Source organism: Amycolatopsis sp. cg5 (assembly GCF_041346955.1).
Classification (GTDB): Bacteria; Actinomycetota; Actinomycetes; order Mycobacteriales; family Pseudonocardiaceae; genus Amycolatopsis.
This window is the reverse complement of record NZ_CP166849.1, coordinates 825,085-841,208: the sequence shown is the minus strand read 5'-3', so window position 1 is coordinate 841,208 and position 16,124 is coordinate 825,085. Positions and strand designations below refer to the sequence as shown.

At 70.2% G+C, this 16,124-nt stretch carries 17 protein-coding genes and 1 pseudogene; 9 read left to right on the top strand and 9 right to left on the bottom strand.

What is annotated here, in order from left to right; genetic code table 11:
- Nucleotides 1–142 precede the first annotated feature (142 nt).
- Nucleotides 143–796 carry an O-methyltransferase gene (locus AB5J62_RS04270; RefSeq protein ID WP_370946803.1) on the top strand — a complete coding sequence of 218 codons (654 nt, stop codon included), beginning with the start codon at nucleotides 143–145 and terminating at the stop codon, nucleotides 794–796.
- Here the strand turns inward: AB5J62_RS04270 and AB5J62_RS04265 are convergent.
- Nucleotides 796–1,878, bottom strand: a pseudogene (locus AB5J62_RS04265) (MFS transporter); the annotation flags it as partial. The gene AB5J62_RS04270 and the pseudogene AB5J62_RS04265 sit on opposite strands and share 1 nt — an antisense overlap.
- A gap of 84 nt (nucleotides 1,879–1,962) precedes the next feature.
- On the opposite strand from AB5J62_RS04265, the gene AB5J62_RS04260 reads away from it, so the two are divergent.
- Nucleotides 1,963–2,859 carry a LysR family transcriptional regulator gene (locus tag AB5J62_RS04260; protein ID WP_370946802.1) on the top strand — a complete coding sequence of 299 codons (897 nt, stop codon included), beginning with the start codon at nucleotides 1,963–1,965 and terminating at the stop codon, nucleotides 2,857–2,859.
- A 365-nt stretch (nucleotides 2,860–3,224) separates the two neighbouring features.
- Here the strand turns inward: AB5J62_RS04260 and AB5J62_RS04255 are convergent, their stop codons facing one another.
- Together AB5J62_RS04255 and AB5J62_RS04250 are read right to left on the bottom strand one after the other, a co-directional pair.
- Complete coding sequence (locus AB5J62_RS04255) at nucleotides 3,225–4,685, bottom strand: M17 family metallopeptidase (RefSeq protein ID WP_370946801.1); 1,461 nt, start codon at nucleotides 4,683–4,685, stop codon at nucleotides 3,225–3,227.
- A gap of 99 nt (nucleotides 4,686–4,784) precedes the next feature.
- A complete protein-coding gene (locus AB5J62_RS04250) occupies nucleotides 4,785–4,952 on the bottom strand; it encodes a DUF3117 domain-containing protein (RefSeq protein ID WP_091294302.1) in 168 nt (55 codons plus the stop codon).
- A 196-nt stretch (nucleotides 4,953–5,148) separates the two neighbouring features.
- Between AB5J62_RS04250 and AB5J62_RS04245 the strand changes: the two genes are divergently transcribed.
- Nucleotides 5,149–5,943 (top strand): enoyl-CoA hydratase-related protein, encoded by a 795-nt coding sequence (locus AB5J62_RS04245; protein ID WP_370946800.1) that lies wholly within the window; start codon nucleotides 5,149–5,151, stop codon nucleotides 5,941–5,943.
- 140 nt (nucleotides 5,944–6,083) lie between these two features.
- Nucleotides 6,084–6,587, top strand: a complete 504-nt coding sequence (locus AB5J62_RS04240; protein ID WP_370946799.1) for a hypothetical protein — start codon at nucleotides 6,084–6,086, stop codon at nucleotides 6,585–6,587.
- On the opposite strand, the gene AB5J62_RS04235 is transcribed toward AB5J62_RS04240, so the two are convergent.
- From AB5J62_RS04235 to AB5J62_RS04215, 5 genes are read right to left on the bottom strand one after another with little or no spacing between them, the layout of a single operon-like run.
- The gene (locus AB5J62_RS04235) at nucleotides 6,557–7,120 is read right to left on the bottom strand and encodes a DNA-3-methyladenine glycosylase I (RefSeq protein WP_370946798.1); all 564 of its coding nucleotides are present in this window, start codon (nucleotides 7,118–7,120) and stop codon (nucleotides 6,557–6,559) included. The two genes, AB5J62_RS04240 and AB5J62_RS04235, sit on opposite strands and share 31 nt — an antisense overlap.
- Nucleotides 7,117–7,572 (bottom strand): SRPBCC family protein, encoded by a 456-nt coding sequence (locus tag AB5J62_RS04230; protein WP_370946797.1) that lies wholly within the window; start codon nucleotides 7,570–7,572, stop codon nucleotides 7,117–7,119. Before AB5J62_RS04230 ends, AB5J62_RS04235 begins: the two co-directional genes overlap by 4 nt.
- Nucleotides 7,565–7,873, bottom strand: a complete 309-nt coding sequence (locus AB5J62_RS04225; protein WP_370946796.1) for a DivIVA domain-containing protein — start codon at nucleotides 7,871–7,873, stop codon at nucleotides 7,565–7,567. Before AB5J62_RS04225 ends, AB5J62_RS04230 begins: the two co-directional genes overlap by 8 nt.
- Nucleotides 7,870–8,544: a permease prefix domain 1-containing protein gene (locus AB5J62_RS04220; protein ID WP_370946795.1), complete on the bottom strand. Its 675-nt coding sequence runs from the start codon at nucleotides 8,542–8,544 to the stop codon at nucleotides 7,870–7,872. Before AB5J62_RS04220 ends, AB5J62_RS04225 begins: the two co-directional genes overlap by 4 nt.
- Nucleotides 8,535–8,864 carry a helix-turn-helix transcriptional regulator gene (locus AB5J62_RS04215; protein WP_370946794.1) on the bottom strand — a complete coding sequence of 110 codons (330 nt, stop codon included), beginning with the start codon at nucleotides 8,862–8,864 and terminating at the stop codon, nucleotides 8,535–8,537. Before AB5J62_RS04215 ends, AB5J62_RS04220 begins: the two co-directional genes overlap by 10 nt.
- Nucleotides 8,865–8,981: 117 nt before the next feature.
- Here AB5J62_RS04215 and AB5J62_RS04210 point away from each other — a divergent pair, with 117 nt between their 5' ends.
- The 5 genes from AB5J62_RS04210 to AB5J62_RS04190 are packed head-to-tail and all read left to right on the top strand — an operon-like array spanning nucleotide 8,982 to nucleotide 15,189.
- Nucleotides 8,982–10,148, top strand: a complete 1,167-nt coding sequence (locus AB5J62_RS04210) for a cytochrome ubiquinol oxidase subunit I (RefSeq protein WP_370946793.1) — start codon at nucleotides 8,982–8,984, stop codon at nucleotides 10,146–10,148.
- A gap of 2 nt (nucleotides 10,149–10,150) precedes the next feature.
- Entirely contained in the window at nucleotides 10,151–11,107 is a 957-nt protein-coding gene (locus tag AB5J62_RS04205) for a cytochrome d ubiquinol oxidase subunit II (protein ID WP_370946792.1), read from the top strand.
- Between the two features lie 9 nt (nucleotides 11,108–11,116).
- Nucleotides 11,117–12,619 carry a thiol reductant ABC exporter subunit CydD gene (cydD, locus tag AB5J62_RS04200; RefSeq protein ID WP_370946791.1) on the top strand — a complete coding sequence of 501 codons (1,503 nt, stop codon included), beginning with the start codon at nucleotides 11,117–11,119 and terminating at the stop codon, nucleotides 12,617–12,619.
- Complete coding sequence (cydC, locus tag AB5J62_RS04195) at nucleotides 12,616–14,148, top strand: thiol reductant ABC exporter subunit CydC (protein ID WP_370946790.1); 1,533 nt, start codon at nucleotides 12,616–12,618, stop codon at nucleotides 14,146–14,148. Before cydD ends, cydC begins: the two co-directional genes overlap by 4 nt.
- A gap of 36 nt (nucleotides 14,149–14,184) precedes the next feature.
- A complete protein-coding gene (locus AB5J62_RS04190) occupies nucleotides 14,185–15,189 on the top strand; it encodes a hypothetical protein (RefSeq protein WP_370946789.1) in 1,005 nt (334 codons plus the stop codon).
- Here AB5J62_RS04190 and AB5J62_RS04185 read toward each other — a convergent pair.
- Nucleotides 15,186–16,097, bottom strand: coding sequence for a glucosyl-3-phosphoglycerate synthase (locus AB5J62_RS04185; RefSeq protein WP_370946788.1), 912 nt, complete (start codon nucleotides 16,095–16,097; stop codon nucleotides 15,186–15,188). The two genes, AB5J62_RS04190 and AB5J62_RS04185, sit on opposite strands and share 4 nt — an antisense overlap.
- Between the last annotated feature and the right edge of the window lie 27 nt (nucleotides 16,098–16,124).

Genomic DNA, 16,124 nt, shown 5'->3' with positions numbered 1-16,124 from the left:
TGTTGCCATGAGTCTGTCCGGCTTCCTTATGGTTCTAATGAGCCTAGGCTGAGAGAAGTCTGAGAAGTTGACGGTCAAGTTGAAACCGGGTCGATCAGGGAGCCTGCGCTGATTTATCGACAAGCAGCGCTAACCTCCCTGCGTGAGCTCCGGAACACACGCCACCCCCTCGGCTCAGGTCGCTGACGCCGACTTCGTGGAGGGGTACCTGCCTGACGACGAGGCGCTGGTCGCCGCGCGCGTCAGAGCGGCGGAGTTCGGCTGTGTCCCGCTCGGCCCCGCCGCGGGCGCCGCGCTGCGCTTCATGGCCGCGACCCTGCAGGCCAGGGCCGTCGTGGAGATCGGGACCGGCGCCGGGGTGAGTGGCCTGTACCTGCTGCGCGGGATGGCCCGTGACGGCGTGCTGACGTCCATCGACCTCGAGCCGGAATACCACCGGTCGGCGCGCAAGGTGTTCACCGAGGCGGGCTTCCCGCCGGGGCGCACCCGGCTGATCATGGGCAAGGCGCTCGACGTGCTCCCCAGGCTCACGCCGGGCGGCTACGACCTGGTGTTCGTCGATTCGACCCGGGTCGAGTACCCGAGCTGCTACGAGAAGGCCGTGTCGCTGCTGCGGCCGGGCGGCGTGCTGGCGTTCCACAACGTGCTCGCCGGCGGCCGGGTGGCCGATCCGTCCCGCCGCGATCCCGAGACGCTGGCACTGCGCGAGGTCGCGCGCGCCATCCGCGAGGACGAGCGCCTGGTGCCCGCGCTGCTGCCGGTCGGCGGCGGGCTCTTGGTCGCCGCCGTCGCGTAGAGGGCCAGGCCCAGCCAAGCCGTGGTGAGCGCGATCAGCCACGGCCAGCCCGCGTGCCCGTACACGACGCTGCCGAGCGTGCCGCCGACGCTGCTGCCCAGGTAGTAGCAGAGCGTGTAGAGGCCGGAGACCTGGCCGCGGGCGTGTTCGGGCGCCTCCGCGGCCGCCCAGCCGTTGGCGACCGCGTGCGCGGCGAAGAAGCCACCGGTCAGCACGACGAACCCGGCCGCGACCAGCGGTAACGAGTTCGGCAACGTGAGCAGCCCGCCGCCGATGGTGACCAGCAGCGCCCCGATGAGCGAGCGTCGCCGGCCGAACTTGGCGACCAACCTGCCCGCAGTCGACGAGGACACGGCGCCCATCGCGTACGCGAGGAACACGAGCGAGGCGATCGCGGGTGACAGGTTGATCGGCGCGCCGGTCAGGCGGAATCCCGCGGCGTTGTAGAGCGCCACGAACGAGCCCATGGCGAGCAGCGCGATGGCGTACTGCACGAGCAGGATCCGGCTGGTCAGCGCGGCCCCGAGGCCGCCGAAGACGTTCGCCTTGGGTTGCTTCGACCCCGGGGGCAGCGCCAGCACGGTCACCACCGCGCAGCCGAGCGCGATCACCGCGACCACGGCCAGCGCGCCGCGCCAGCCGAGTCCGCCTGCGGTGAAACCACCGACCAGGCGGCCCGTCATGCCACCGATCGTGTTGCCCGCGATCATCGCGCCGACGGCCGCGGCGACGCCGGTCTTCCCGAGCTTCTCGACCAGATACGCCGCCGCGACGCCAGGGAAGCCCGCGATCGCGACGCCTTGCACCGCGCGCAGCGCGAGCAGCACCGGATACGACGGCGCGAGCGGCAGCAGCAGGCCGAGCAGCACGGACGTGAGCACCGAGGTGACGATCACGGCCCGTCTGCCGACGACCTCCGACAGCGCGGCGATCGGCAGCACGGCCAGCGCGAGCGCGCCCGTCCCGACGCCGACCGCGAGCGACGCGCCGCCGGGGTCGAGGTGGAATTCGGCCGAGAGCTGCGGAAGCAGCGGCTGCGGCGCGTAGAGCAACGCGAACGACGAAATGCCGGCAGCCGCCACGGCGAGGGTCACCCGAGACACGAATCCGAAAGTAAGCTTTGCTAATCAATACGTCTAATACGCTTTTCTGCGATCATTCATACGGTGAAGCATGAGAACCTCGCGGCCCAGCTGGCGCCCAACCTCGCGCTGCTCGCCGCGCTCAAGGAGATGGCGAACATCACCCGCGCGGCCGAGCTGCTCGACGTGCCCCAGCCCACCCTCAGCCGCAGGCTCGCGGCACTGGGCGAGACGCTCGGCGCCCCGCTGACCGCACCCCACGGCCGGGGGATCCGCCTCACCCGCGCGGGCGAACTCCTCGCCGACGCCGCCGCGGACGCGGTGGCCCGGCTCGAATCCGGCGTCCGCCGCGTACGCGAGGAAGTCGAGCCGTCGAGCGGCCACGTCGTGCTCGGCTTCCTGCACCTGCTCGGGCGGTCCCTGGTCCCGTCGCTCCTGCGCGACTACCGCGCTTCTCACCCTGGCACCCGCTTCACGCTCGTGCAGGGCTCACGCCAGAACATGCTGGACCGGCTGCGCGACGGCGAACTCGACCTCGCGCTGCTCGCCCCGACACCTTCCGACCCCGCGTTCGAGTCTTCGGTGCTCAAGGAGCAGGAGATCCTGCTGTCGGTGCCGTCGGCGCACCCGCTCGCTTCACGCGACGAGGTGACCATCGCGGAGCTGGCGGACGAGGAGTTCGTCCTGCTGGAGCCGGGTTACGGACTTCGCCAGATCACGGACGCCCTGTGCGCGCAGGCGGGCTTCGAGCCTCGGATCGCCTTCGAGGGGCAGGAGTCGGACACGGTCCGCGGGCTGGTCGCCGCCGGCTTGGGCGTCGCGCTGCTCCCCCACTTCGAACCCGGTTTCCCCGCCGGGGTGGTCGAAGTCCCGATCACGCCGCGCGCCTCGCGTTCGATCGGCCTGGTCTGGCGTGCGGGCGAACCCCTGCCCCCGGCGGTCGCCGCGTTCCGGGCCCACGTCACCCACCGCTCCGGCTAAAAATCCCAATGCGTCCTTCGGTCCCCTCCAGGTGCCGAAAGACGCATTGGGGACCTGGCACGGACCGAAAGACGCATTGGGGACCTACCAGGGACCGAAAGACGCATTGGGGACTCGACACGGACCGAAAGACGCTTTCGGGGCCTGCCAGGGACCGAAGGACGCATTGGGGCAAGTCCGGGCCCCAAAGTCACCTTCGGGGCATCACATGACCCGAAAGCCACTTTCGGGACGTGCCAAGACCCCAACGCCACTTTCGGGACATCGCATGGCCCGAGAGGGGCTGTTGTCAGGTTGGATAGCCCGAAAGCCACTTTCGGCAGATCGCATCTGACGAGAGTGGCTTTCGGGCTGTCACGGGCTGGTCAGCGGTAGGCGGAGGCCAGTTCGACCAGGGTGCGGGCGGCGAAGCCCGAGGCGCCGGGTACGACGTCGTCGTAGGTCTTGTCGGCGCGGGCGGGGCCGGCGATGTCGAGGTGGGCCCACGGGGTGTCGCCGACGAACTCGCGCAGGAACAGGGCCGCGGTGATGCCGCCGGGGCCGGGCACGGCCTGGCGGATGTCGGCGAGTTCGCCGCGGATGGTCTCGGCGTGCGCGTCGAGCAGGGGCATGCGCCACCAGGCCTCGCCCGCGCGTTCGCCCGCTTCGCGGACGCGGTCGGCGAGTGCGTCGTCGGTGGCGAAGAGACCACCGGTGCGGAGGCCGAGTGAGACCTTCATCGCACCCGTCAGTGTCGCGACATCGATGACAGCGTCCGGCTTGAAGCGCTTGATGCCGTACGCGAGCGCGTCCGCGAGGACCATGCGGCCTTCGGCGTCGGTGTTGCCGACCTCGGTGGTGACGCCGTTGAAGTGGCGGACGACGTCGCCGGGCCGGTACGAGGAGCCGGACACGTGGTTCTCCGCGGCGGGCACCAGCGCGGTCACCCGCACCGGGAGCTTGAGTGCGGCGATCGCGCGGGCCGCGGCGATGACCGCGCCGCCGCCCGCCATGTCCGTGCGCATGAGGTGCATGCCGTCGGCGCTCTTGATGGAGATGCCGCCGGTGTCGAACGTGATGCCCTTGCCGACGAGCAGGAGGTGCTTGGCCGCGCCGCGCGGGCGGTACTCGAGCTCGATCAGGCGTGGCGGGCTGGCGGAGCCGCCGCCGACCGCGAGCACGCCGCCGAAGCCCTGCTCGGCGAGCCAGTGCTCGTCGCGGATGGTGACCGTCAGGCCGGGCACCGCCGTCTTGCGCGCGACCTCGGCCAGCCAGGCCGGGTTCTTGACGTTCGACGGGGTGTTCGCCAGGTCGCGGGCCAATGCCGCGGCGCCTGCCAGTTCCCGGACGCGGGCCGCGATCTCCTGGTAGACGGGCACGGCGCGCTCGTACCTGGTGAGCACGCGCAGGATGCGCAGCGCGGGCTTCGCGCGGTCCGCGCTGACGCTGTAGCGGTAGCCGCCGAGCAGCGCGCCCATCATCAGCTCGGCGGCGTCGTCGCCGTCGGCCTCTTCGGGGAGCTCGATCTGGAACGCGTGCCCGCCGTGGGCGTCGAGGTACGACTCGGCCTCGCGGGCGAGCGCGGCGCCTGCCTTGCGGTACTGCTTGGGCTCGCCGTCGCCGATGCCGGCCAGCCAGCGCGGGCCGGAGCCGGTGGGGATGGTGCGCACCTCGCCGGCGCGGCCACTGGAGGTGACCCCCGCCAGCTCGAACGGCTCAGCGGGCGTGCCATCCTCGTGATCCTCGGGCGCGGACACCAGGATGGCGAGCGGCGCACCGCGACGCTGGGTGTCGGCGATCTCGATGTCGATCAGCGGATGGGGGACGGGGGGTATCGGGATGCGCACGGTGCGTGATCTCCAAGAGAGTGACCGCGACCCCGGCCTCCAGCGCTGGGCAGCGCGGAAACCGGGGCGCGGAAATGTGGCTCGAGCAGGAGTTTCGGCTCAGCCGGTTACTTCCTGCAAGGCCACTCCTAGGTCTTTCGCCTCTTCTGCCGAAAGCTCGACGACAAGTCGCCCGCCACCCTCGAGTGGGACGCGCATCACGAGGCCCCGCCCCTCCTTAGTCACTTCGAGGGGACCATCTCCGGTCCGGGGCTTCATGGCCGCCATAGCGTGCTCCCTCCGTCTTAACCGGCGCGCCCGGGTCGCGCTCGTCAAAGCCAGCCGGGTCCTAGCGTCCATTGTCCCTCATCAGCGACCGAGCGCGAACGCGGACCGATCTTTTGCCGCCGTATCGGTGCTGGTATGCGGCCCGGCGGGCTGTAAGACTCCATGCGTAACGAAGTATTTCGCCTGAGGAGATTCTGTGACCAGTTCCGACGTCCTGCTGACCGCCGACGCCGAAGGGGTCCGCACGCTGACGCTCAACCGGCCGAAGGCGTACAACTCGATGACCGTCGAGCTGAAGGAGCTGCTGCTGGCCGCCCTGCGCGAGGCCGCGGACGACCCCGAGGTCCGTGCCGTCGTGCTCACCGGCGCCGGCAAGGCGTTCTGCGCCGGGCAGGACCTGAAGGAGCACGTCGGGCTGCTGCAGGCGGGTGACCCCGCGCCGCTGCACACCGTCAAGGAGCACTACAACCCGATCGTCAAGACGATCGTCGGGATGGGCAAGCCGGTCATCGCCGCGATCAACGGCCCGGCGGCGGGCGCGGGCGCGGCGTTCGCGTACGCGAGCGACCTGCGGATCGCCGCGACGTCGGCCAACTTCCTGATGGCGTTCGCGAACGTCGGCCTCGGCCCGGACTCCGGCGCGTCGTGGACGTTGCAGCGGCTGATCGGGCTCGGCCGCGCGGCCGAGCTGATGCTGCTGGCCCGCACGGTCGACTCGGCGGAGGCGCTGACGCTCGGGCTGGTCAGCGAGGTCGTCCCCGACGAGGAGCTCGCGGCGCGGGCACAGGCCGTCGCGGCGCGGCTCGCGGCCGGTCCGACGGTCGCCTACGCGAAGATCAAGGGCGTGCTGGCCACGGCCGCCGAGTCCACACTGGACGAGGCGCTCGAGGCCGAGGACGCCGCGCAGTCCGCGCTCGGCGCGACGGCGGACCACGCCGAGGCGGTCGAGGCCTTCGTCACCAAGCGGCGCCCCACCTTCCAGGGCAAGTAAGCCGGGATAAAGCGGGCTTTACTCCGCGATGTTTAGCGGGCTTTATCCCCGGGAGTAAAGCCCGCTTTATCCCGTTCCACGGCAGGGAATTGGCCGCAAGCTGCCATCGCCGGGGTGGCTGGGATCGCTAGTCTGCCCAGGTGGTGGAGATGCCGGTGGCGCTGCGGGCCAAGGCGGAGGAGCGCGGGCTCGGGGAGTGCGTGCGCCGGTATCGGCGACGGCCGGGGGTGCTCGGGACGTTCTGCGCGGTGTTGCCGTTGATCGGCGCGGCGATGGGCGCGACGGTCGGCGGTGATCCGATGCGGGCGCTCGGGATCGTCATGTTCCTGTGGCCGCCGATCTTCCTGAGCTGGTGCTCCGTGACCAGGAAGCGGCTGGACGGCGGTGCCTTCGTGTTCACCGGCGGCTTCGCCGAGGTGTACGGCCGGAAGGTCCGCGAGGCCGTGACCTGGGACGAAGTCGGGTCCGTCCGGCTCGACCGCACCCTGTACGTGCTGAACTTCCTCGTCCCGTGGGGCTACTCGGCCAGCTGCCGGGTCCAGGTCCGCGGCAGGCGCGACGACATCGTGTTCGACAACACCTACCGGCACCTGCGCAGGCTCGCGGACGACATTCACCGGGCCCGGAAGCAGCCTTTGACGTGATCGTCGACCATGCCGGTCGCCTGCATGAGCGCGTAACAGGTCGTCGGCCCCAGGAACGCGAAGCCGCGCTTCTTGAGCTCCTTCGCCATGGCCTTGGACTCGTCCGTGATCGCCGGGACGTCGGCCATCGTGCGCGGCCGCTTGTGCTTGGCTGGCGCGAACGACCACAGCAGATCGTCGAGCGGGACGTCCAGTGCGGCGATCGAGCGGGCGTTCTTGATCGCGGCGAGGATCTTCGCCCGGTTGCGCACGATCGACGCGTCCTGCATCAAGCGGGAAACGTCGTCCTCGCCGAACTCCGCCACCTTCTCGGGGTCGAAGCCGAGGAAGACCGTGCGGAAGCTCTCGCGCTTGCGCAGGATCGTGATCCACGAAAGCCCCGACTGGAACGACTCCAGGCACAGCCGCTCGTACAGCGCGTCGCGGCCGCGCAGCGGGACTCCCCACTCGGTGTCGTGGTACTCGGCGTAATCCGGCGTCGAATTACCCCATGTGCAGCGCGCGACCCCGTCCGCGCCGAGCAGCGAACTCATCGATCTCCCAACGAATACGACTCCGCGAACCGCGCGAACTTCTGCAGCGACTGCCGCACGCCGAGCATCATCGCGGGTTTGACGACCGGCCAGCCCAGCCTGCCGACCAGTCCGAACGGCAGCGACAGATGTTCGGCCCACACGAAGGTGGAGCGGTGCGGGCCGTTGCTCGTCACCTGGAACACCCCGGTGCCTTTGACGATCGAGCCGAGGTGACGCACCACGCACCGGACCGGTGGCTCCCAGGTGGTGATCTCCATGGTGTCGGTGAACCCGATGCCGGCCAGCCCGGTGAAGGCGGCGAGCTTCGTGCCGACGCTGCGGCCGTTGCCTTCGAGCACGCGGACGTCGGTGCCGAGCATCCACTCGCGCTGGCGGGCCCAGTCGGTCAGCGCGAGCCATGTGGTCCCGGCCGGTGCGTTGACCTCGACCGACAGCACGACGTCAGTCAACGTTCGACACCTGCTGCTCGGCTTCGAGTTCGGCGACCCGCGCGCGCAGCCCGTCGATCTCGACGCCGAGGCGGCGGATGACCCAGTCGACCTCGGTCATCTTGTAGCCGCGCAGCACGAGCTGGAAGCGGACTTGGTCGATGTCGTCGCCGGTGATGTCTTCGGCGGGCAGCCTGGTCGGTGAACTGCCGGGCGCCAGCGGGGCGAGTTCCTCACCCCTGCCGAAGACCACCGCGGCGAGCAGGAACACCATGGCGGCCACCGCCAGCATGACTACGAGGTAGATCAGCGCGGTCGTCACGCGACGATCGTGGCACACGTCTCCCAGGAACGTCGCGCGAGCACGACGAGCCGGACGCTGACGAGCACCCAGACGACGGTCAGTATCCCGCACGGCACGCTGAGGAACAGCCGGTTCACGTCGACCACCCCGGTGGCGCCGACCATCACCGCGACCGACAGCAGGTTCAGCCCGACCGCGGCCACGAGCAGTCCCGAGGTGAGCTTGGCGATCTGCCCGCCGTCGGCGCGGCGGGACAGCCATCGCGTGCCCGCCAGCGCGAGCAGCCCCACGAGCGCGACGATGTAGGCCGAGCCGTGGGTGAACTGGGCCGCGTACTTGTACCAGCCGGGGGTCGGCGTGGACAGCTTCGTCCACGCGCCGAAGGTCAGCATCCGCACGACGTCCCAGGTCAGCTGCATCAGCGGGACCCCCAGCACCACCTTCCAGAGCGTGCGGACGCCGGTGTGCATGCCGAGTTCGGCCTGGTAGTCACGGGCCACGATGGCCGAGGTGCCGAACTCGGCGACGGCGCGGCGTTGGGCTTCCTCTTCATTCCAGCCTCCTTCGCGATACGCGGCGGCGGCGTCGATGAGGCCGTCGCGCGCTTCGGCGAGCAGGTCGGCCTTGGCCGCGCGTGGTCCGCGCAACCTGCCGTCGAGCTCGGCGAGATAGCGGTCGATCACGTCCATGCCTGGCCCCCGAGCACCCCGCCGATCACGTTCGTGAACTCCTGCCACTCCTGGCGTTCGGTCGCGAGCGCGCGCTGCCCGGAGCGGGTGAGCTTGTAGGTGCGGCGTTTGCGGCCGGACACCACGTCCCACTCGCTGGCGAGGTAGCCGGCCCGTTCGAGGCGCCGCAGCGCCGGGTACACGGTGCCGGTCGGCAGGTCGAGCGCGCCGTCACTGCGCAGCTGGAGCGACTCGATGATCGCGTAACCGTGGAGTTTGCGGCCGTCGAGCACGGCCAGCAGCAGAGCGTCGAGGTGCCCGCGCAGTACGTCCGCCTTCATAGATAGGCACTCTACTCATCACCGCCTCGGTGATCGACCCTGACATAACCCTGAAACGTCCCTGATTTGTTGCGTTTGCCGCCTACATGTAGCCGAACTACATATAGAGTCGCCGGCATGGACCCACTGCCGATCGCGAGAGCCCAGTTCGCGACCACGACCTCGTTCCACTTCCTGTTCGTGCTGCTCACTCTCGGGCTCGTGACACTCGTCGCGGTGATGCAGACACGCTCCGCGTTCGGGCGGAAACCCGAATTGCTCCGCATGACCCGATTCTGGGGGAAGCTCTATGTGATCAACTACGCACTGGGAATCGCCACCGGCATCGTGATGGAATTCCAGTTCGGGCTCACCTGGACCGGTCTGTCCGCATTCGCGGGCGACGTGTTCGGCGCGCCGCTGGCCATCGAGACGCTGGTCGCGTTCTTCGCCGAGTCGACCTTCCTCGGGCTCTGGATCTTCGGCTTCTCGAAGCTGAACAAGTGGGTGCACCTGGCGTTGATCTGGCTGGTCACGCTGACCGCGTACGCCTCGGCGCTGTTCATCATGGTGGCCAACTCGTTCCTGCAGAACCCGGTCGGCTCGCACCTGGAAAACGGCGTGCTGAAACTGGACGACTTCGGCGCGCTGCTGGCGAATCCGGCGCTCGCCGCCGCGTTGCCGCACCTGATCGGCGCGGCCGTGATGACCGGCGGCTTCTTCGTCGTCGGGGTCAGCGCGTACCACTTCCTCAAGCGCACCACCGAGATCGAGTTCTTCCGGCGGTCGATGCGGATCGGCGTGGTCGCGGCGCTGCTCGGCAGCCTGCTCGTGATCAACCAGGGCTTCGCGCAGTTCGGGCTGATCAGCGGCTACCAGCCGGACAAGTTCAAGCAGGGCCCGGAGGTGGGCGCGCCACTCGGCTTCATGATCATGATCGGCTTCGCCTGCCTGCTGGCCGCGCTGCTCGGCACGGCGCTGCTGCACCGCGATCGGATCACCAGGGTCAGGCCGTTGCTGTGGCTGATGGTGCTCGCGATCCCGCTGCCGTTCGCGGCCGCGATCGCGGGCTGGCTGGTGCGTGAGTTCGGCCGTCAGCCGTGGCTGATCTACGGGAAGCTGCGCACCGCCGACGCCGTCGCCGGGGTGAGCGGCGGCGAGGTCCTGTTCTCGTTCCTGGCTTTCACGGCCTTGTTCGCCGTGCTCGCGATCGCCGACTGGGTGTTGCTGGCGAGGATCGCCAGGCGCGGACCCGAAGTCGACGCGCCGCCAGCCATGGCCGTGCCCGTACTGAGCGGAGTCTGATCATGGTGACGGTGTGGTGGGGTCTGCTGGGCCTGCTGAGCGCGGCCTACTTCGCGCTGGCCGGCTACGACTACGGCGTCGGGATGCTGCTGCGCGGCTTCGGCGGCGACCAGCGGCGGGTGCTCGGCTCGCTGGGGCCGTTCTTCCTGGCCAACGAGGTGTGGCTGGTCGCGGCCGTCGGGGTGCTGTTCGGCGCGTTCCCGCACCTGGAAGGCAAGGTGTTCACGGGCGCCTACGTGCTGGTGGTGACGCTGCTGCTGGGCCTGGTGACGTTCACGGCCTCGGTGCAGCTGCGCGGCCGGAATCCCGAACGGGGCGGCCTGCCGTGGAGTATCGGGATCGGCGCGGGCGCGCTGGTCACGGCGGTGTCGTGGGGCTTGTTCCTCGGCAACCTCGTGCTCGGGGTGCCCGCCGGTGACGTGCTCGGGTTGTTCAGTCCGTACGCGGTGCTGTGGGGAGCCGGGTTCGTCGCGCTGTTCGCGTTGCAGGGAGCCGTTTTCCTGACCGTGCGCGCGCCGGAAGACCTGGTGCGGCGCGCGCGGCGGCTGGCCACTTCGCTGGTCGCGCCCGTGCTGGCGTTCCTGGTGGTGGCGACGCTGTGGGGGTTCGTCGAACTCGAAGGCGCCACCTGGCGCGGGATCCTGGTCGCGGCGGTGGCGTTCGCCGCGCTGGCCGTGGTGTTCGGCGGACTGCGTGCCCAGCGGTACCGGCTCGCGCTGACGGCCGCGATGGTGCTGGCGGCGACCCCGGTGGCGTTGGTCGGCCTGCTTCGGTTCCCGATCGTCTACGTGTCCACTGTGGACACGCTGACCGTCGAGCAGGCCGCCACTTCGACAGAAGCGTTCAAACTGGTCACCGCGTTCGGCGTGCCCGCGATCGTGCTGATCATCGCCGTGCAGTGGGTGACGTGGCGGGCCAACCGCGGCCGGGTCGACCAGCGTTCACCGCTGCATTTCTGAGGGGGCGTCATGCGTGCGTACTTCATCGTGCTGACCGGTTTCGGCGTGCTCACGGCGGCCGCCATCCTCGTACAGGCCGACCTGCTCGCCGGCTTGCTGACCGGCGGCTTCAGCTGGCTGCTGGTCGTCGTGATCGCCGCGCGGGCACTACTCTCGGGCGCTCAGGGTGTGGTCGTCGGACGGTTCGCCGCCGGTAAGAAGTCGTTGCTGCGCAAGAAGATACTGGCGGCCGACACGGACCGTGCCGGTGAGGCCGCGACGCTGGCGACCAAGGGTGTCGACGCCGCGGACCCGTATCTCACCGGCTATCTCCCGGCGCTCGTGACGGCCGTCGTGGTGCCGGTCGCGGTGATCGTCCGGCTGTTCGGCGCCGACCTGGCGTCGGCGCTGATCGTCACCGCGACCGTGCCGCTGATCCCGGTCTTCGCGATGCTCGTCGGTGCGCACACGAAGGCGAAGACCGCGCGCCAGTGGCGGCTCTTGGCCAAGCTCGGCGGCCATTTTCTGGACGCCGTAAGGGGTTTGAGCACGCTGAAGGTGTTCGGGCGCGCCGAGGCGCAGGCGCGTACCGTCCGCGCGATGGCCGACGCGCACGTCGACGCCACCATGCGGACGCTGCGCGTCGCGTTCCTGTCCGCGCTGGTGCTGGAGCTGCTGGCGACGCTGTCGGTGGCGCTCGTCGCCGTGCCGATCGGTTTCCGGCTGCTGGAAGGCGGGATGACCGCGCACACCGCGTTGCTGATCCTCATCCTGGCGCCGGAGGCCTACCTGCCACTTCGTGCGGCGGGCGCGAAGTTCCACGCGGGCGCCGAAGGTCTCGCGGCCATCCGCGAGACCGAGGCGCTCGCGCCAGTGACGGTCACCCGGCCGGGGACTCGCAGGCGTCGCGGGGTGCCCGCTGTAGTGCTGGACAACGTGACCGTCCGCTATGGAGACACGATCGCGGTGTCCGAAGTGAATCTTCGGATCGAGCCGGGCGAGCACGTGGCGCTGATGGGGCCGAGCGGTTCGGGCAAGAGCACGCTTTTGGCCCTGCTCTTGGGTTTCGTCGAGCCGTCGGAAGGACGCGTGCTGATCGACGGGGTCGATCTGCGCGAACTCGACCTGGCCGCGTGGCGCTCCGAGATCGCCTGGGTGCCGCAGCGGCCGACCCTGTTCACGGGGAGCGTCAAGCACAACATCGGGTTCGGCCGTCCCGCGGAAGACGCCGCGCGGGCGGCCGCGCTCGACGACGTCGTCACCGCGCTGCCCGAGATCGGCGAGGTGGGCACCGGCTTGTCGTCGGGGCAACGCCAACGCGTCGGCATCGCCCGCGCGTGGGCACGGACCGACGCCGGGCTGCTGCTGCTCGACGAACCGACCGCCCGGCTCGACGCCGGAACCGAAGCGACCGTGCTGACGGCGACGCGGCGGCTGCTCGAAGGCCGGACCGCGGTGCTCGTCGCGCACCGCCCCGCGATGGCCGCGCTCGCGGATCGCGTGATCGAGGTCAAGACACTGGAGCACGTATGAACCTCACGCGGCTCATCCGCGCGGCCCTCATCGCCGCCTGCGCCGAACTGGCCGGGCTCGCGCTCATGGCGACCGCCGCCTGGCTGCTGCTGCGCGCCGCCGAGCGACCGCCGCTCGCCGCGCTGACCGTGGCCATCGTCGCCGTGCGGACACTCGCGCTGCTGCGCGGCGGTCTCCGCTACGCCGAACGGCTCACCGGGCACGAGGTGGTGCTCCGATACGTGAGCGTGCTCCGCACCCGCGTCTACCGATCCCTTGTCCCCCGGCGCTATTCGAGCGGCGATCTCGTCGACCGGCTCGTGTCCGATGTGGACGCCACACAGGACGCGGTGCTCCGCTGCCTGCTCCCGGCGGCGGTCGCGGGGCTCGTCGGGGTCACCGCCGTCACCGCGACCTCGTTCGCGAGCATCGGCAGCGCGCTCGCGCTGCTGGGCGGGCTGCTCGTCGCGGGTGTCCTGCTTCCCTTGTGCGCCATGCGAACCCCGCCTCGACGCACCGATCTCGCGAGTCACACGGTCGAGCTGATCACCGGCAGGCGCGAGCTCATCGCGTACGACGCGCACACACCCGCTTTGGCCGCCGCGCACGAAGTCGTCGACTCCCTCGCCAAGCGCGACCGGGCGGTGAGCGCACGGAACAGCCTGCTGTCAGCGCTGGGAATCCTTACGCAGCTTGGTACCGCGGTCGCCGTGTGCCTGCTGGCCGGTGCGTCCGCGCCGGTGACCGCCGCTTTGACACTGGGCACGATCACCGCGTTCGAGGTGGTGCTCCCGCTCACCGCGGCCGCGCAGCGCTGGGTGGAAGTCCGCGAATCGGCCGCCCGGATCCGCGCTCTGCTGGACGAGCGGCCCGCGGTCAGGGAAGCCACGCCGGTGAGCACCGGGCATTTCCGGCTGGAAGGCGTGACCGTCCGCTATCCCGGCCGCGCGCCCGCGCTGATCAGCGTCGACCTCGAGCTGCCGCCGGGCAAACGCGTCGGCCTGCTCGGACCCAGCGGCTCCGGCAAGAGCACGCTCATCGCCACCCTCCTCGGCCTCACCGAGCCGACCGGCCGGATCACCGTCGACGACCGTCCATTGGAGACCTGCGACCTGCCGCCGTTGATCTCCGGCGCGCTCGCGGACGCCCACGTCTTCCACACCACCGTCCGCGAGAACCTTTTGCTGGCAAGGCCTGACGCGACCGAAGACGAGCTGCGGGCGGCCTGCTCGGTGGCGGATCTCGACGTCGACCTGGACCGCGACGCCGGTCCGGACGGCGACGCGCTGTCCGGCGGTCAGCGGCAACGTCTCATCCTCGCCAGGGCCGTGCTCGCCGCGCCGCCGGTGCTCGTGCTCGACGAGCCCGTCGAAGGCCTCGACCCCGAGCACGGCGACGCGGTGCTGGCGGCCGTGCTCGCCCAGGCGACCGGCACCGTCGTGCTCGCGACGCACCGGCCCGAGCACCTGGCGGGTTTCGACGAGGTGCTCCACCTCGCCGAAGGGCGAATTGTCCGCAGGGAGGCAACCGAACCGTCGGCGGCCGCGTGAAGTCCACAGGTCGGGGTCACCTATGGGGAGTAATTCATGCGATTGAAAGCGTTGCTGTGCGCCGGAATGGTGCTGGCAGGCGTCGCGGCGAGTGTCATGCCCGCCGGAGCTGCCGCGCAAGGGAGCTGGCACCCAGTGCGGCTAGAGCTGCCCGATGGTTACGAGACGGGCTACCTGCTCACCGCGGCGGGCAAGGGTGGTTACGCGGGCATGTTCAAGTCCGGCGACGACCTCGACGTCGTGACCTGGACGGACTGGCGACCGTCGGTCCGGGGTGTGCCCGCCGGGCACTACTCGCCGTACGTCCACGACCAGAACAGCTCGGGAGTCGTGCTGGTCACCGCCAGCGACTCCGCGACCGGCGAGTCGCACACGTTCACGCTGGACTCGCACGGCTACCACCGGATCACCTCGCCCGATGGCTACTCCGGCGCGGTCGACGGCATCGCGATCAACGCCCGCGGCGACATCCTCGGCATGGTCGGTGACGAGCACAACCGAGCGACGGCGCTGTGGCCCGCGTCCGGGTCCGAGCCGGTCGTGATCCCGGACGAGCGGGACACGCAGGCGAAAGACCTGGATGACGACGGCACCATCCTGTTCAACAACCGGAAGACCGGCCCGTTCCTCTGGCGTTCGGGGACGACCGAGAAACTCGCGTCCCCTGACAAGTTCAGCTACCCGTTCGTGTCCTCGATCAGCAACGGAGTGGTCGTCGGTTCGATGTCAGTGGTCCAGTCAGGTCCGCGGGGGTACGTCTGGCGGACGCCGGGCACCCCGGTGGAGCTGCCGAACAGTGGCGAGCCAGCCGCGATCGGCAAGACCGGACTGATCGTCGGCAAGCTGTTCGACGCGCGCGGGCCGTACGGGCTGCCCAGCACCTGGCAGGGCGCGGATCCGGCAGGCGACCTGCCGCTGATCCGCGGCTACCAGGGCGCCAACGCCTACGCGATCGGCGCCGACGGCGTGATCGCCGGTGTGCTGAAGCCCGGCCTGCACGACGAAGGCGGCATGCCGGTGGTCTGGCAGCGCACGCCCTAACGGGGGCCGGGATCTCCGGCGAGTACCTGACGCATCGGCGGCCGGTCGGCGACCAGCACGTCGGTGACGTCGGGCAGCCACTCGCCGGAGACCTGCACGAACTGGGTCAGCTGGGCGGGATCGTCGGCCTCGACGCCGCAGCGGTTCAGCGCGGTGCCGAGAATCTGGCGCGCCATCACGCCGAGCTGCAGCAGCGAGCGGTTGCGGTGCTTGCGGACGCCGAGGTTGACCTGGGCGAGCGCGTCGAGACCGTACTCGGCCTCACAGTCGAGCAGCAGCCCGATTTCGACGCCGTAGCCTGCCGCGAACGGCACGGACTCGAGGAATTCCCTGGTCGCCGCGTATTCGCCGCCGAGCGGCTGGACCAAACCGGACAACGCGGGACGCAGCGCCGAAAGCACCGGGCGCGCGAGCAGTTCGGTCACCCGGCCGCCGCCACTGGACTCCAGCCGCAGCGGGCGCCGGTAGAACCCCTTGACCAGGTGCACGCCGTCCGCGGTGAGCAGCGGGCCGAGCAGGGTCGGCACGAACATCGGGTCGGGCTCGACGAGGTCGGAGTCGAGGAAGACGACCAGGTCACCGCTGGTCGCGGCGAGTGACCGCCAGAGCACCTCGCCCTTGCCGGGCACCGGCGCGAGGTCGGGCAGCACGTCCTCGCGGTGCACCACGCGCGCGCCCGCGGCTTCGGCCAGCTCGGCCGTGGCGTCGGTGCTGCCGGAGTCGACGACCACCAGTTCGTCCACAATGGACCCGAGCAGCGGGCGCACGGAGGCCACCACGGCACCGACGGTCTGCTCCTCGTCGAGTGCCGGTAGCACGACCGAAACCGTCCGGTCACTCTTCGCGGCCAGAATCTCGTCGAGTGTCCAGTCCGGATCCTGCCACGTACGCCGCTCGAACCAACTCATGAGTAGTGATCGTGCCATGCTGGATGT